Here is a 15,639-nt window from a genome sequence, read left to right as displayed (position 1 = left end):
GACTGTGCCAATATCATTCCTCTGCAGGAATCATACTGTTCGGTCACTCAGTTCATTGATAAATCTTTCGACTTAACTTTTTCACGAGTGCCCACACAGATTGCATGGTCAAATTGTTAAAGAACGTTATTGCCTCGGCTATCTACTCGGTAGTTTGTCGTGACAACGGAAGCGAATTATAGGGAGTCCCCGATAATCTGCAAGCCTTAATTTTAATAAAACACTCAACCGGTTACTTTTTAGCCAACCACAAGAAATCCGAGGATGTTTCATGCTGTTTGTCGAAATTCACTCTTTACCTGGCGAGTATTAGAATAATGACACGCATCAGCATGATCACCCACTTTTTCCAATAATAGCGGCCTTTCTTCTCGGCACCTGTCTGTCGCATATGGGCAGCGAGTATGAAAATGACAACCTTTGGGTGGGTTAATCGGTGAAGGCAACTCACCTTCCAGTACCGTCCTACTGCTGTTTCTTTGCCGGGGATCGGCAACCGGTATCGCAGACAATAATGCCTTTGTATAAGGGTGTAGAGGTGAGCTATAAACCTCTAATGCATGCCCAATTTCCACTATTTTACCCAGATACATGACAGCAACGCGATCTGATATATGCTTAACTACTGATAAGTCATGGGCAATAAAGATTAAAGTTAGATTCATCTCTTGCTGCAGTTCCAACAATAAGTTAAGGATTTGCGCCTGCACTGATACATCCAAAGCCGATACGGATTCATCACATACAATGAGCTTAGGCTTTAATGCAATCGCACGGGCAATACCAATACGCTGACGCTGACCACCAGAAAACTCATGAGGGTAACGCTCTGCAGCACCGGCAGGTAAACCTACTTTTACCAACAGATCTTTTACCCATTCTTTTCGTTCCGCCGGCTTACCTATCTTATGAATAATAAATGGCTCTTCAATTATCATTCCAACAGTATGGCGAGCATTCAGTGATTCCGTCGGATCCTGAAAGATAACCTGCATTTCCTGACGAAGTGAACGCATCTCTTTTACTGACAAATGGGTAATATCACGCCCTTCAAAAAAGATCTTACCTGCGGTAGGTTCAAACAATTTTAATAACGTTAGCCCGAGTGTACTTTTCCCGCAGCCTGATTCACCAACCAAGCCCAGCGTCTCTCCTTGCTTAACGGAAAAACTTACCCCGTCTACGGCATACACCGTGTAGCCCTTTCTTAAGATACCGCCACCGGAAAAGAAGTATTGCTTAAGATCTTCAACACGCAGTAATTCCGACATTAGCTTACCTCCATCCAATGATGGCAACTCACTTTGTGAGATCCCTTTAACTGAGTCCAGGCTGGGACAAGGTCACGGCACTCATCAGTAGCATAACGGCAACGAGTACAGAAACGGCAACCATCAGGCATTTCGTTTAACGGAGGAACGTTGCCCGCTATCGTATCCAGCTTTTGTTTATGCGCGGTATGCTGCGTTGGCATCGATTTAAGCAAGCCAAGTGTATAGGGGTGTTTTGGCTTCTCAAATAAGGTGAAAATATCAGCCATTTCCACCACTCGCCCAGCATACATAACAACAACGTCATCACACATTTCAGCGACCACGCCTAAATCGTGGGTAATGAAAATAATCGCCATCCCCGTGTCACGTTGTAGCTCACGCATTAAATCGAGAATCTGCGCCTGCACGGTCACATCAAGTGCTGTTGTGGGTTCATCACAGATAAGGATATCGGGTTTACACGCCAGCGCGATGGCTATCATGACTCGCTGACGCATGCCGCCTGAAAGGTTGTGCGGATATTCTGATATACGCTGTTCCGGTGATGGGATCCCAACCTTAGCTAGCATATCAATCGCAAATTTCAGGCGATCTTTTTTATCTAAATCACGGCGGTGTAATTCGAGAACCTCACACAGTTGTTTACCTATGCTGTGCACCGGATTCAGCGCCGTCATCGGATCCTGAAATATCATAGAGATACGGTTACCCCGCATCGCATAGAGTTTTTCAGGTGGCAAATCAACAATGTTCGCTCCCCGATAAATGATCTTTCCACCAGTAACTTGCCCGTAAGGTCTCGGCAACAGGCCCATGACGGACATAGCGGTCACGCTCTTTCCGCACCCGGACTCACCGACAATCCCTAATGTTTGCCCTTTCTTTACGGTGAAGTTAACACCATCAAGAACACGCACGACACCATCATCGGTCACGAATTCTGTCACAAGATCGTTGACTTCCAGTAAGACTTCATGGGTCATAACCGCTACTCCCATGTCTATAATTTATAGGTATCATCGATGACAGTGACAGGTTCGAAATGCTTCCCCTTTTTCATGGCAGACAAGGTTTCTTTCTTTATTTCCTCGTCAATCCAGAATGTTGACAGATCTATCGGAGAAAACATGGCTTCTGTCAGTTTAGTCATCGCAGGAGTCGGATATTTCAGCCAACGCCAATATCCTTCGCGGGTGTACGGCACGATATAACCAGGAATGATCACACTCGCATCTGCAACAGTTTGTTGAATCTGTCGGGATATCGCCCTCTTCCGGCCTAAATCAAATTCAGCCCGATAAGCCATGATCAACTTATCCAGCTCTGGCGAGCTGTAGTTAGTAAAATTATTCGTCTGTGGCTTAGTGGCATTATCCGAGTGGAAATATTCCCAATATTGCGGAATATAACTGGTCCCCATGTTATGAAATGAAAGTTCATGCTTTTTCTCAAGCACGTACTTAAATGCAGAAGATCCATCAACTAAATTCAACGTCAGCTCCAGACCGGCTTGCTTCGCCTGTTCTTTCAGGTAGGCGATACGCGGGGTATGGGCAGAATAAGAATAGGTCACGGCAAACATCAGCTTCTCGCCACGGCTGTTGACTCGGATCCCGTCTGGCCCTACCTGATCAAACCCAGCCCGGATAAAATAGTCTGCAGCGCGGTTCGGATCAAACGGGTCAGGCTTAATATCAGTATTGGTGTATTCACCATGTCCGACACCAAGTCCATTCGGTTTACGGACATAATCACCACGCAATACTTTTTCAATCATGCCATCAAAGTCAATGGCGAGTGCCAGACCTTTCCGGACATTGATATCATCCAGATGAGGCTTGGCGGTGTTGATCCAGACTCCACCGCTACCTTGAGGTAGCTGGTTATACCCCCAAAACCGATTGATATAGCCGTTCTGGTAAGGCTCGCCATTTGATTTCTCATGCCAAAGCGAAGGCATAATCAAACCAAAGGCATCAAGATCACCTTTCTCAAAATATTTTTGCGCAATATCCTGATCGCGGATCACTTTGATCCGGATCTTCTCTACGTTATAACGATTTTTATAATACTTATTGGAGTAGCCCCACCAGTCCCGCCCTACATGTTTAAAGCTAATAGATTTACCTTTCTTCACTTTATCCACATAGTACGGCCCCGATGACGGTTCTGCTTTAAAGTTATAAAGACGAACGAAATTGTCATCAACCCCATCACTGTTTTTGTCAACTCTCGGTGTGTAAAAATGGGCAGGACGGGGTTGAATGTCATAAAGCGTCGTCATTAAATCTTCCCGGTTTTTAGCCTTTGTCGACGTAATGACAATGGTATGATCGTCAATTTCACCTACCCCCTCCACCTGCTCGGTGAAGTAGTTGTTGTACCAAGGTGCCACAATATCTTTTGAACGCATTAACTGGACCGCAAATTTGAAGTCTTCGGCTGTAATGGGTTTACCATCAGACCACTGGGCGTTGGGATTTATTCGAAAATAAATACTTTTATTATCCTTCCCATAAGCCCATTCGTTCGCAAGTTCCGGAATCCATTTATAAGTAATGGGGTGTCGCCTGACTAAGTTAGGGCGAGTATCTAATAGCCAATGCCTGAAACTACCGTTTGAATCAGGCCCAACAATTCGGAATGTTTGTGGAAAGCTCTGAAGGTAGGTGCGGAAAGTTCCACCGAACTGAGCATCACTCGACGCAAAAATAGGTTCATTCGGGTTTGATATCCACTCTAGATCATCAGGCAACGTTGCTGCATGCACGGTAAAACCTAGTGCGGATATCATCGCTAAGGCGGATAATTTTATTTTTTCATACATCATTAACATCCTTGTTGATACGGTAGATCTTAAATATAGCGGGTATATTTTTTAGGGTCGAAAGCTTCACGGATTGCTTCCCCAATAAAGGTCACCATCACCAGTACCATAACAATGGCAGCAACAACGGAAGAAGCTATCCATGGCGAGTCCAGATTCGATTTTCCCTGTTGTAACAAATCGCCCCAACTCGGTGTGGGAGGCATCAAACCAAGCCCTAAATAATCCAGCGCCGTTAACGCGGTAATATTGGCCGCTATGGTAAAGGGGGCCAGAGTCACAATCATGACCATGGTGTTTGGCAATATATGCCTGAACACAATCCTTGCAGTCGATGCACCTAAGGCACGGGCTGCCATCACATATTCCCGAGCCGACTCTTTGTAAGTCATGGTGCGCATGTACCAGGTCATTCCCATCCAGCCAAACAGTACATTTATCGCGACAAACAAGGTAAAGGTGGGTCGGGTGATCGATACCAGGATCATAATTACATACAGGAAAGGAACCATTGACCAAACTTCAATAAAGCGCTGGGCTATCAAGTCAAATTTCCCGCCCCAAAATCCCATCGCACAGCCGACAGAAACGCCGATTGCATACGAAATCACCATGGTCGTTAAGGCAAAGCCCATAGCAATGCGAAAACCATAAAAAAGACGGGCTAAAATGTCGCGGCCGATGGTATCGGTCCCCAGGTAATGTTGATCGTCAAAGCTTGGAGCTGTTGGCGGGTATTCACCACTAAAATCCTGTTCGTAGGGATTCCATGGCACTAACGGCAAGATAACAAAATTATCGCCATTCTGCTGCTCAAAAAGCTGCTGTAATTCTCTGTAATCAGCCTCTTTAGAGTAATCTAAGCCAAAATCGGTTCCCGGCCTGACATCACTCATCACCGGAAAATAGTAGTCGCCACTGTATCTGACGACGAGCGCCTGACTATTGATCAAAAACTCGGCAAAAAGAGAGAGTATCAGTAAACAAGACAAGATTAAAAATGACAGATACCCGCGTCTGATTTCTTTAAATCGCTTGATTTTCTTTAGTGTTAACGGATTTATTCTCATCAGTCTAGGCTCCGAACTTCACTCGAGGATCAACAATCGCGACGCAAACATCCGACAGAATATTGCCGATCATCAGTAATACCGCATTAATCGCAACAATCCCCATAACAACAGGGTAATCCCGCTCCATAATCGCTTCATACCCTAGCAAACCCACACCATCTATATTAAAAATAACTTCAATAAGAAATGAGCCGGTCATGAAAAATAGCAGGGAGTTACCAAAATGGCTTGCTACCGGTATTAGGCTATTACGCAGAGCGTGCTTGCGTACTGCTTGTGGAAACGGCAGGCCTTTGGCTATAGCAGTTCGTACATAATCTGATGATAAATTTTCCATCAGATTATTTTTCATTGTCATGGTTAGCGTGGCAAAATCGCCAATCAAATAACAAATCAACGGCAACACAGCGTGCCACATAATGTCTTTCACTTGATCGTAAACGCTCTCATAGTCGTCAAAATCATCATCGACAAAGCCCCCCATCGGAAACCATTCAAGGTGATAGCCGAATAAGGTGATCAGCAAAACCCCAACGACGTATCCAGGCAGTGCATAGCCGACAAAAATAACAATGGATGATCCCGAATCAAACACACTGCCATGTCTCATGGCTTTGAAGTAGCCAAGGGGAATAGAAATGAAATAGCTGATAAAAAAGGTCATTCCCCCATAGAACGCCGAAACGGGTAGCCGCTCGGCGATCATGTCCCAGACAGGTTCGTAATAACGGGTCGATTCACCCAAATCGAGCACGACTAATTTAGCGAGCCAGTCGGTATAGGCTTCGAGCGCCGGTTTATCTAACCCGTAAAAAGCATTCAATTCTGCTATCTGATCTTCTGATAACGCGCTACTGCCACCCGGTGTTGTCATCGATGATGCAGCATCTCCTTTTGCCTGCATACTGGCCAGCATCCGCTCAACCGGCCCCCCCGGCACAAAACGGGTGATCGTGAAAATAAGAAGGGTTATACCAAGAAATGTCGGGATGACTAACAGCATCCGACGGAAAAAATAGGACAACATCTGCAGACTAACTCCTTGTCTTCAGTAATTTAGGCTCCTGCCATTAATAATGTCATTATCAATCACCGCACAGAGCAATAGCAACGAGCAACTGCGGATATGTGAGAGAGAATCACCACAACGAATATCGACGGATAGACAAATCACAGCGTTGATTAGCTATTATTTTAGCGTACGGAGCACTCCACGGCCGGGAATCACATGTCTCCGTATTTCTTCTCCCCCAGAAACCAAAAAACCCGGCCAATAGGGCCGGGGGGAAAAAGACATGGCTTAAAAGGAATTACCAGTAAACACGCGCACCGATAGCAAATTTACTTTCGCTATCCACTTCTGTTGGGGCAATAGTTGTATCTGAGCCTTTGTTACTGTAGCCCAGGGTACGACCATCTGCGTAAGCGTATTCAGCATAGATACGAGCCCACTTGTTAAAATGATAAACAGAGCCGATGTGGAATCCTTTGCTATCACCATCTTTTAGCGATGATTCTGATGCATCCTGATCAGTAAAATCAAACCCCGCATAAGTTGTAGCCTTGTCAGTCCAGCTGTATGTACCGCCTACACTGTAGCCATTTTCTTTGATCTTCTGGCCTCCTTGACTTTCAAGTTCAGCGTTGTAGTAAGTAAAGCCAATCAATGCAGCACCAACCGTATATTCAACCGTACCTTCAAAATACGTATTTTGAAGATCCGCTTTAACGTCCTCTTCACTTTTCAGCGTTGTCAGTGCACCTGTAACTTTATCTTTCACTTCCTCTATTGTATGGGTACCAACTTTATAAGCTTTATCGCGATTCTGACCGCCACCGAAGTGCAGGTTAAAGTCACCTAAGCTGGTACCGGCATACAGTTCAGCCAGCTCCTGATTGGTATCATCTTCAGATAGGCCATAGTTACCAGCAACCCAGAAGCTTTCGCCTTCATAGTTATACTTGATCAGTGAATCGTGACGCGCACCAGAAAGCGTCGCGTGACGCAATGCAGAACCACCAAAGAAGTAGGAATAATCGGCACCCCATGTATCATCCGAAACAACCCACTGACGGCCGAAAGTAAATTTACCGACATCCGTATCTACACCGGCATAATGCAGGCGGTTTTTCATCGCGTAATCTTTTTCCTTGGTTTTGTAGTTCAAACCAAATTCAACCTTACCAAACACATCCACTGTATCGGTAAGCTTGTATTGTGCTGTAACGCCGGCACGAGAAGACCCTGCGTTTAACGTGACATCCTTATCTTCAAGTTTTTTTACTTCAGTTCGAAGCTGACCGTAAAAGTCGGCGAATCCTTCGTCAGACTTGAAAATTTCAACGGCGTTTGCCGATGTGGCAAACAAAAGAGAAGGGATTGCTACTGCTAGAAGTGTTTTTTTCATCATACTTTCCTGTAATTTTTATTATCCTTAACGCCTAATCCTTCCTGAACTAAGCCTGAACAACCTAGCAATAAGCCAATTTCTTATCAACGCAATATAAATCTACAAAAGATGACAACACATATAAAATAAGTTGTATTTTACAAAATGGTCGCGCGATTAATTGGTGCATAATTCTCACCGCGAAACATTGTGCCAAGTGCGCCTCGACGCTTTATTTCAAAGGATAAATAACTATTCCCCCTCCGTCACAACACACCGGCCTATTCGCAATTTCGCATAAATAGTCAAAATAGTGCATAGGCACGTCCCGATTTATATGCGAAAATAACCTATTAATATTATTTTTAATTCCAAAAAGTTCTAGTAAAAGTGAGGTGTTAATATAACCCACTTTCAGTCAATGGGTCACATTTGCCTGTTAAGCACTGAATTACAAGCATAAAAAAAGCCGCCTAAGGCGACCTTCTGCTATTTGAGATTGAACTTAACGAGTTGCTAGCCAAGCAGGCACATCAGCAACACTGTCCAGCACCACACTAGCCAGAACTGCGCCTTCGTCAGTAACAGGCTTGCCAGTACGAACTAAAATTTTCATTCCGACTTCCGCTGCTTCTGCCGCAATCATATCTTCCGCTTTATCACCGATCATAACGGAATTAGTCATATCGATTGCTAAATAATCACGAGCCGAAATAAACATTCCCGGCTTAGGCTTGCGGCACTCACAGTCCTGTTTATAATCACCCACACCTTCTGTTGGGTGATGCGGACAATAATAAATACCGTCAAACTCAACACCATGATCGACAAAATTCCAGTCCATCCATTCTGTCAGACGCAGGAATTCATCTTCAGTGTACATCCCACGCGCAATACCGGCCTGGTTGGTCACCAACACAAGCATATACCCCATTTCTTTGAGTTTTTTACAGGCCTCAAACACCCCTTCTACGTATTCGAAATCGTCCACGGTATGAACATAACCATGATCAACGTTGATTACGCCATCACGATCGATAAAGACTGCTGGTTTGGCCAAGAGTTAGCCCTCTGTATTATTGCGTTAGGCAGATTATGGCATGCCAGAGGCTGGTATTCACCTGTTTACCGATAATGCATCGCCTCTTCTGTAAAAGAAAAGAACAAAAAACAACATCTAGACGTCTGGACGTAAAAATAGCTATTGACTTGGCCGTCTAGACATCCTAGCATCACAGCAACACAATATGATATAAATCAACCTTTCACACCAAACGATTACAATATTAAAACAAAAAACACTAATCGATTTATCTAAGTTCAGGAAGTTCGATGATAGAAATTAATAGAGTCAATAAAGTGTTCTATCAGGGAGAGAGAGCCATAAACGCCCTCCTCGATATCAACCTAACAATTGAGCAAGGTACCATTTTCGGGGTGATCGGATCCTCAGGTGCCGGTAAAAGCACGCTAATTCGTTGCGTAAATTTGCTGGAAAAGCCCACCAGCGGCCATGTTATTGTTGATGGCGTCGATCTTACTCAGCTATCGAATCAGGAGCTCACATTAGCTCGCCGTAAAATTGGCATGATTTTCCAGCACTTTAATCTGCTATCGTCTCGTACCGTCTTTGATAATATCGCACTTCCGTTAGAGCTGGCCGGAGCATCAAAAACGGATCTCACGACGAAAGTCGACGAGTTACTTAAACTGGTTGGCTTGGCCGATAAAAGAGACACTTATCCATCCAATCTCAGTGGCGGTCAAAAACAGCGCGTCGCCATTGCCCGTGCATTAGCCTCTGATCCTAAAGTCTTACTTTGTGATGAAGCCACCAGTGCACTGGATCCGGCAACAACCCAGTCTATTCTCGAGCTGCTAAAAGAAATCAATCGCAAGCTGAACCTGACTATTCTGCTTATCACCCATGAGATGGACGTAGTTAAAAGTATCTGTGCCGAAGTCGCTATTATTGGTGATGGTGAGCTGGTAGAAAAAGGCCCGGTCGGCGATATTTTTGCTCACCCGAAAACAGACCTGGCGCGTGAATTTATTCGCTCGACGTTAGACTTATCCATTCCTGACGATTATCAAGCGCGGATGACCGCAGAAAGAGTGACCGGCAGCTACCCTCTGATCCGCCTGGAGTTTACCGGAGCTTCTGTTGATGCTCCGCTGATCAGCCAGGTTGCACGAGAGTTTAATATCGACATCAGTATCCTGAGTTCTGATATGGACTACGCGGGCGGTGTTAAATTTGGCCTGATGCTCGCCGAATTTTTGGGAACAGAGCAAGCAGCAGAACAAGCGATCGCTTTTCTGCGTGATCATAAAGTGAATGTTGAGGTATTAGGTTATGTGGCTTGATTCGATTGCCAACTGGTGGCTAACCAATGAACGTCTGACCTACCTGCTCATCGAGGCACTCGGCCAGACCCTAACCATGGTACTGGCATCCGGCATCATCGGTTTTGCATTAGGTATTCCTCTCGGTGTCGCGCTGCACTTAAGTAAAGACGGCGGGCTACTGGAAAACCGTACCCTGAATAAAGCATTGGGAACCGTTGTTAATATTGGCCGCTCGATTCCGTTCATTATCCTGCTGGTCGCCATTATTCCGTTTACCCGCTTTATCGTCGGCAGTTCTATCGGTACAGCGGCAGCGATTGTTCCATTGGCCGTAGGCGCTATTCCGTTTATCGCGCGGCTGGTTGAAGGGGCATTACTGGAAGTACCATCTGGCCTGGTTGAGGCAGCTCAGGCAATGGGGGCGACACCAAAGCAGATCATTACTAAGGTCCTGTTACCAGAAGCGCTGCCGGGTATTATCAATGCCGTCACGATCACACTCGTCACACTGGTCAGCTATTCTGCAATGGCAGGCACCGTCGGAGGTGGCGGTTTAGGTGATGTGGGTATTCGTTACGGCTACCAACGCTTTGATGGCTCCGTCATGATGATCACCGTCGTCATCCTGGTCATTCTGGTTCAGCTTATTCAATCTGTTGGCGATCACTTAGTCAAACGGGTCGATCACCGATAATCCAAGATTCTAAAAAGTAAAACTTTAGCAATACCATTTAGGGAATACCCCATTCTAAGGAGAAGTAATATGACATTTAATTTAAAGAACCTTTTTGCTGCCGCAGGTCTCGCATCGGCCTTGGTTCTAACCGGTTGCGGCGAAAAAGAAGCCGTTGTTGATGTAAATAAAATCAAAGTCGGGGTCATAACAGGGGCCGAAGCACAGGTTGCCGAAGTGGCAGCAAAAGAAGCAAAAGATAAGTATGGTCTGGATGTTGAGCTGATCATTTTTTCTGACTACGTTTCACCTAACGCGGCACTTGAAGAAGGATCTATTGATATCAATGCCTTCCAGCACAAGCCATACCTTGATCAACAAATTACTGACCGTGGTTACAAGTTTGCCGTAGCGGGCAACACCTTTGTGTATCCGATCGCAGCCTACTCAAACACAATCAAATCTATTGATGAGCTAAAAGATGGCGATCAGGTTGCGGTACCGAATGATCCGACCAACCTTGGCCGCTCGCTGCTGCTACTTCAGCAACAAGGTCTGCTTCAGCTAAAAGAAGGTGCAGGCCTAACAGCAACAGTATTAGATATCGTAAGCAGCCCTAAGAACCTCAATATTGTTGAGCTGGAAGCCGCCCAGCTACCGCGCTCTCTTGAAGATGTACAGCTAGCAATTATCAATACAACGTACGCCAGCAGCATCAACTTAACGCCTGAGCGTGACGGTGTCTTCGTTGAAGACAAAGAGTCACCATATGTGAACCTGATTGTGGCCCGCGAAGACAATGTTAATGCAGAGAATGTAAAAACATTCGTTAAGGCATATCAGTCAGAAGCCGTTTACGCCGCGGCACAAGAGATCTTCCAGGGCGGCGTTGTTAAAGGCTGGTAACCTTTAATCAAGCTTTATCCCCTCTAAGTCCTGGACATTCGTCCGGGGCTTTTTTATATGCGGCTCTATCACATAAGCCGCATCGGAACTTTTATGGTATGTTTTGTTCACTCAACTCCTTGTCATTAATTACAAGACCAAACCGTTATGTCATACAACATTGAGCCGATTGGCATTATTCGCTCACCCTACAAAGAAAAATTTGCCGTACCGCGCCAGCCGGGATTAGTTCCCAGTGCCCGTTCTGAAATAGTGCTGCAAGGTGAAGCCAATGCTCTCGAAGCTGTCAGGGGGATCGAACAATTCAGTCATTTGTGGCTGCTATTTTTGTTTGATCAGAACCTGCAAGCCGGTTGGCGGCCCACCGTTCGCCCTCCCCGCTTAGGGGGGAACGAGCGTATTGGTGTATTTGCCAGTCGTGCGACTTTCCGCCCAAATGGTATTGGTATGTCGGCGGTTGAGTTAAAAGGCATTCGCCAGCAAGAGGGCCATGTGATCATCGAACTCGGCGGTGTTGACTTAGTCGATGGCACCCCGATTGTTGATATCAAGCCCTACGTGCCATATTCCGACAGCCTGCCTGATGCTCGGGGAGGTTTTGCCTCAGAACAGCCAGAGACCCTGAGCGTGATCTTCACTGATGCTGCAATAAAGAACCTGCAGGGTAAGCATGGTCGCTATCAGCAGAACGTGATTGCCGAGGTATTGGCGCAAGATCCCCGCCCTGCTTATAAGAAAAACAAAGCTGACAGCAAGGAATATGCGGTGCACTTGTTTAACTTCAATGTCAGATTTACCGTCAATGATGAACAGGTCACGGTGACTAAGCTAGAATCTATTGGTGATTAATCCCGCGAGCGATTGATCTCTTTGGCGAAAAGCCCTTAGGCTGTTAATATATCGCCCTTCACTTAAAATTCATCAACCAACGGATACCATCAATGCGTACCAGTAAATATCTTCTTTCCACGCTGAAGGAGACTCCAAACGACGCAGAAGTTATTAGCCACCAGCTAATGCTACGTGCAGGTATGATCCGTAAGCTGGCTTCAGGTCTTTATACCTGGCTACCTACAGGTCTGCGTGTTCTGCGTAAGGTCGAAAACATTGTTCGCGAAGAAATGAACAATGCCGGTGCAGTCGAAATGATTATGCCCGTCGTTCAGCCTTCTGATCTATGGCAGGAGACTGGTCGCTGGGACAAATTTGGTCCCGAGCTGCTTCGTATCGCTGACCGCCATGGCCGTCCGTTTGTATTAGGTCCGACTCACGAAGAAGTGATCACGGATATGGTTCGCAACGAAGTGAAATCTTATAAACAGCTTCCTTTGAACCTGTACCAAATCCAGACCAAATTCCGTGATGAGGTTCGTCCGCGTTTCGGGGTCATGCGCTCTCGTGAATTCATCATGAAAGATGCGTATTCGTTCCATCTGGACAAAGAAAGCCTGATAGAAACCTACGAGATCATGCACCAGGCGTACTGCAACGTCTTTAGTCGTATGGGCTTAGATTTCCGTCCGGTACTGGCAGATACCGGCTCTATCGGTGGTTCTGGCTCTCACGAGTTCCACGTACTGGCCGAGAGCGGCGAAGACTTAATTGCCTTCTCTACTGAATCTGACTACGCCGCGAATATCGAAAAAGCAGAAGCCGTTGCCCCCGTAACAGAGCGTACGGCACCGACGGCTGAAATGACGCTGGTTGATACTCCAAATGCTAAAACGATTGCAGAGCTTGTAGAGCAGCACGGTATTGCTATCGACAAGACAGTGAAAACCCTGTTTGTTAAAGCCTCTGATGAAGTCGATGCCGATATCATCGCGCTGATCATCCGTGGTGATCATGAGCTGAATGAAATCAAAGCAGAGAACTTGAAAGAAGTGGCATCTCCGCTAGAAATGGCAACGGAAGAAGAAATCCGTGCATTGATCGGTGCAGGCCCGGGGTCATTAGGTCCTGTTGGTCTTAAACTGCCATTCATCGTTGATCGTACCGTTGCCGTCATGAGTGACTTTGGGGCAGGTGCAAATATCGACGATAAACACTACTTCGGTATTAACTGGGGTCGTGATGTTGAGCTGGGTCAAGTAGAAGATCTACGTAACGTTGTTGAAGGCGACCCAAGCCCTTGTGGTCAAGGTACCCTGCAGCTTAAACGCGGTATCGAAGTGGGTCATATCTTCCAGCTAGGTAATAACTATTCAACTGCAATGAACGCAGCCGTGCTTGGTCCGGATGGTAAAAATACCATCATGGAAATGGGTTGTTACGGTATTGGCTGTACCCGTGTTGTGGCTGCAGCCATCGAGCAGAATAACGATGACAGCGGTATTATCTGGCCAGCCGCTATTGCCCCGTTCCAGGTAGCTATCGTTCCGATGAACATGGCGAAGTCTGAAGAAGTGAAAGAGGCGGCAGAAAAACTGTACGCTGAACTTACCGCAGCAGGCATCGAAGTCTTGTTTGATGACCGTAAAGAACGCCCGGGCGTCATGTTTAAAGACATGGAGCTAATCGGTATTCCGCACACCATCGTTATCGGTAACCGCAGCCTTGAAAATGGCGAAGTCGAATACAAAAACCGTCGCGATGGCAGCAAAGTCGGCGTCCCGGTTGCTGAAGCCGTCGAGCTGATTAAGCAAAAGCTAGATTAACCCGCAGCACCGCCTCAAACTTTAAAGCCTCCCGCTCGCGGAGGCTTTTTATTTTCCGCTAACTAGGGCCGGTTTAGCTTTCAACACAACAGCGGTAAAGACTAAAAAGATCTTCTGAGCCGGCACGAAGAGAAAGATTTTGTTATTCAACCCACTACGTTTAGTTATATAGTAAATAAACATTAATATTATAACAATCGCCTTGACCTGCATAACGACTGAGTGCGGATTCGAGAAGCGTATATGAGCATTCCCAACACTGTTTATTATATGAAGTAGCAGCATGACAAGAGGGCGGATTGTATGGCAAAGGATAAGCCTAAAATCAGCTTATTACTAACAGGTGGTGGCGCACGAGCGGCCTACCAGGTTGGAGTACTAAAGGCGATTGCTAAGTGGTACCCCAGAGTACACCACAGCCCGTTCTCCATCTATTGTGGAACGTCAGCGGGCGCGATCAATGCGATTTCAATTGCCTGCTATGCCTCTTGCTTTCACCTCGGTGTCAAAAAGCTGGAGTCGACCTGGTCGCAATTACATAGCAGAAAGGTGTTCAGTGCCAGCCCTTATGGCATGACAAGCTACTTGGCTAAACAATGGTTTGCACGATTACAAGCCGGCTATCATGAACGCCCGCCTTTTGGCCTGCTAAATAGCCGCCCTTTGCGTCAGCTGCTAAACCAGGTCAATAACTATGAACGGTTAGAAAAACAAATTCTGGCCGGCAACCTTCATGGAATATCAGTCACTGCATCGAGCTATAAAAGCGGAGTCTCAGTCAGTTTTTTCCAGGGACAAAATGAACTGACTGAATGGGATAGAGCTAAATCCAAAGGCCGGCGAGCCTTAATTACCACCGAACATCTGCTGGCTTCTTCTGCGATCCCTCTTATTTTTCCAGCAACCCGTATTGGCCAGACCTATTATGGTGACGGATCGATTCACCAACTCGCCCCTCTTCGTCCGTCATTAAAAATGGGCGCAGACAAAATTCTTATTATTGATTTGATTAACCAGAAGGTCAGTGAAAGGGATCATACCAAAGCTCCTGGTTTGGCAACGCTGGGCGGTCACCTGATGGATACCATTTTCAGCGATACCATGACGGCGGACTTGGAGCACTTGTCTCGTACTAATACGTTAATTCAAGCCCTACCGGAACATGAGAAACAACGCTTACAGCTAAAAAATGTCGACTATATTCACTTGTCACCGAGCCAGTCATTCGGACCGTTGGCGCAAAAATACTATTGCCATATGCCACCAATGCCCCGCGCTTTGATGCGATTGGCCGGGATCAGCCCCAGAGATGATGCCGCTATCACCAGTTATATCTTGTTTGAACCTGACTATATTCATGCTCTGATCGATATGGGGTATCAGGATGCTTTAGAACAAGAGACGCTCCTCCGCAATTTTCTTAAATAAAATCCACGAATTCTTGATAAAACAAAGATCTAAATGTTGATTTGGCGTAATAATTGCCTATA

The 15,639-nt window shown here is 46.0% G+C and carries 13 protein-coding genes; 6 read left to right on the top strand and 7 right to left on the bottom strand.

Going from position 1 to position 15,639, the window contains the following annotated elements; translation table 11 throughout:
* Nucleotides 1-269 precede the first annotated feature (269 nt).
* The 7 genes from AC2204_RS17350 to gmhB all read right to left on the bottom strand — a co-directional run bounded on the left by AC2204_RS17350 (nucleotide 270) and on the right by gmhB (nucleotide 8,624).
* Complete coding sequence (locus AC2204_RS17350; protein WP_318926929.1) at nucleotides 270-1,271, bottom strand: ABC transporter ATP-binding protein; 1,002 nt, start codon at nucleotides 1,269-1,271, stop codon at nucleotides 270-272.
* The gene (locus AC2204_RS17345) at nucleotides 1,271-2,257 is read right to left on the bottom strand and encodes an ABC transporter ATP-binding protein (RefSeq protein WP_318926928.1); all 987 of its coding nucleotides are present in this window, start codon (nucleotides 2,255-2,257) and stop codon (nucleotides 1,271-1,273) included. The genes AC2204_RS17350 and AC2204_RS17345 overlap by 1 nt, the downstream gene beginning before the upstream one ends.
* Before the next feature lie 17 nt (nucleotides 2,258-2,274).
* A complete protein-coding gene (locus AC2204_RS17340; protein ID WP_318926937.1) occupies nucleotides 2,275-4,101 on the bottom strand; it encodes an extracellular solute-binding protein in 1,827 nt (608 codons plus the stop codon).
* Nucleotides 4,102-4,130: 29 nt separating this feature from the next.
* The gene (locus AC2204_RS17335; RefSeq protein ID WP_413466716.1) at nucleotides 4,131-5,171 is read right to left on the bottom strand and encodes an ABC transporter permease; all 1,041 of its coding nucleotides are present in this window, start codon (nucleotides 5,169-5,171) and stop codon (nucleotides 4,131-4,133) included.
* A gap of 4 nt (nucleotides 5,172-5,175) precedes the next feature.
* Nucleotides 5,176-6,201 carry an ABC transporter permease subunit gene (locus AC2204_RS17330; protein WP_318926927.1) on the bottom strand — a complete coding sequence of 342 codons (1,026 nt, stop codon included), beginning with the start codon at nucleotides 6,199-6,201 and terminating at the stop codon, nucleotides 5,176-5,178.
* A 283-nt stretch (nucleotides 6,202-6,484) separates the two neighbouring features.
* Nucleotides 6,485-7,582, bottom strand: a complete 1,098-nt coding sequence (locus AC2204_RS17325) for a porin (RefSeq protein WP_318926926.1) — start codon at nucleotides 7,580-7,582, stop codon at nucleotides 6,485-6,487.
* Nucleotides 7,583-8,069: 487 nt separating this feature from the next.
* Nucleotides 8,070-8,624: a D-glycero-beta-D-manno-heptose 1,7-bisphosphate 7-phosphatase gene (gmhB, locus tag AC2204_RS17320; RefSeq protein ID WP_318926925.1), complete on the bottom strand. Its 555-nt coding sequence runs from the start codon at nucleotides 8,622-8,624 to the stop codon at nucleotides 8,070-8,072.
* Between the two features lie 272 nt (nucleotides 8,625-8,896).
* Between gmhB and metN the strand changes: the two genes are divergently transcribed.
* The 6 genes from metN (at nucleotide 8,897) to AC2204_RS17290 (ending at nucleotide 15,577) form a co-directional block, all read left to right on the top strand.
* Nucleotides 8,897-9,931, top strand: a complete 1,035-nt coding sequence (gene metN / locus AC2204_RS17315; protein ID WP_318926924.1) for a methionine ABC transporter ATP-binding protein MetN — start codon at nucleotides 8,897-8,899, stop codon at nucleotides 9,929-9,931.
* Complete coding sequence (locus tag AC2204_RS17310) at nucleotides 9,921-10,607, top strand: methionine ABC transporter permease (RefSeq protein ID WP_318926923.1); 687 nt, start codon at nucleotides 9,921-9,923, stop codon at nucleotides 10,605-10,607. Before metN ends, AC2204_RS17310 begins: the two co-directional genes overlap by 11 nt.
* Before the next feature lie 69 nt (nucleotides 10,608-10,676).
* Complete coding sequence (gene metQ / locus AC2204_RS17305; RefSeq protein ID WP_318926922.1) at nucleotides 10,677-11,492, top strand: methionine ABC transporter substrate-binding lipoprotein MetQ; 816 nt, start codon at nucleotides 10,677-10,679, stop codon at nucleotides 11,490-11,492.
* A 147-nt stretch (nucleotides 11,493-11,639) separates the two neighbouring features.
* Entirely contained in the window at nucleotides 11,640-12,341 is a 702-nt protein-coding gene (tsaA, locus tag AC2204_RS17300; RefSeq protein WP_318926921.1) for a tRNA (N6-threonylcarbamoyladenosine(37)-N6)-methyltransferase TrmO, read from the top strand.
* Between the two features lie 92 nt (nucleotides 12,342-12,433).
* Entirely contained in the window at nucleotides 12,434-14,149 is a 1,716-nt protein-coding gene (locus tag AC2204_RS17295) for a proline--tRNA ligase (protein WP_318926920.1), read from the top strand.
* 303 nt (nucleotides 14,150-14,452) lie between these two features.
* Nucleotides 14,453-15,577: a patatin-like phospholipase family protein gene (locus tag AC2204_RS17290; RefSeq protein ID WP_318926919.1), complete on the top strand. Its 1,125-nt coding sequence runs from the start codon at nucleotides 14,453-14,455 to the stop codon at nucleotides 15,575-15,577.
* The last annotated feature ends 62 nt before the right edge of the window (nucleotides 15,578-15,639 follow it).

It is taken from the genome of Photobacterium sp. (assembly GCF_057456235.1).
The sequence above is the reverse complement of the archived record's forward strand: the minus strand, read 5'-3'. Positions and strand labels throughout refer to the sequence as shown.

Bases quoted from the DNA above. Each gene is read 5' to 3' on its own strand.
- metN (WP_318926924.1), top strand. From the start codon at position 8,897: ATGATAGAAATTAATAGAGTCAATAAAGTGTTCTATCAGGGAGAGAGA.
- AC2204_RS17295 (WP_318926920.1), top strand. From the start codon at position 12,434: ATGCGTACCAGTAAATATCTTCTTTCCACGCTGAAGGAGACTCCAAAC.
- AC2204_RS17340 (WP_318926937.1), bottom strand. From the start codon at position 4,101: ATGTATGAAAAAATAAAATTATCCGCCTTAGCGATGATATCCGCACTA.
- metQ (WP_318926922.1), top strand. From the start codon at position 10,677: ATGACATTTAATTTAAAGAACCTTTTTGCTGCCGCAGGTCTCGCATCG.
- tsaA (WP_318926921.1), top strand. From the start codon at position 11,640: ATGTCATACAACATTGAGCCGATTGGCATTATTCGCTCACCCTACAAA.
- AC2204_RS17325 (WP_318926926.1), bottom strand. From the start codon at position 7,582: ATGAAAAAAACACTTCTAGCAGTAGCAATCCCTTCTCTTTTGTTTGCC.
- AC2204_RS17310 (WP_318926923.1), top strand. From the start codon at position 9,921: ATGTGGCTTGATTCGATTGCCAACTGGTGGCTAACCAATGAACGTCTG.
- AC2204_RS17290 (WP_318926919.1), top strand. From the start codon at position 14,453: ATGGCAAAGGATAAGCCTAAAATCAGCTTATTACTAACAGGTGGTGGC.
- AC2204_RS17330 (WP_318926927.1), bottom strand. From the start codon at position 6,201: ATGTTGTCCTATTTTTTCCGTCGGATGCTGTTAGTCATCCCGACATTT.
- AC2204_RS17345 (WP_318926928.1), bottom strand. From the start codon at position 2,257: ATGACCCATGAAGTCTTACTGGAAGTCAACGATCTTGTGACAGAATTC.
- AC2204_RS17335 (WP_413466716.1), bottom strand. From the start codon at position 5,171: ATGAGAATAAATCCGTTAACACTAAAGAAAATCAAGCGATTTAAAGAA.
- AC2204_RS17350 (WP_318926929.1), bottom strand. From the start codon at position 1,271: ATGTCGGAATTACTGCGTGTTGAAGATCTTAAGCAATACTTCTTTTCC.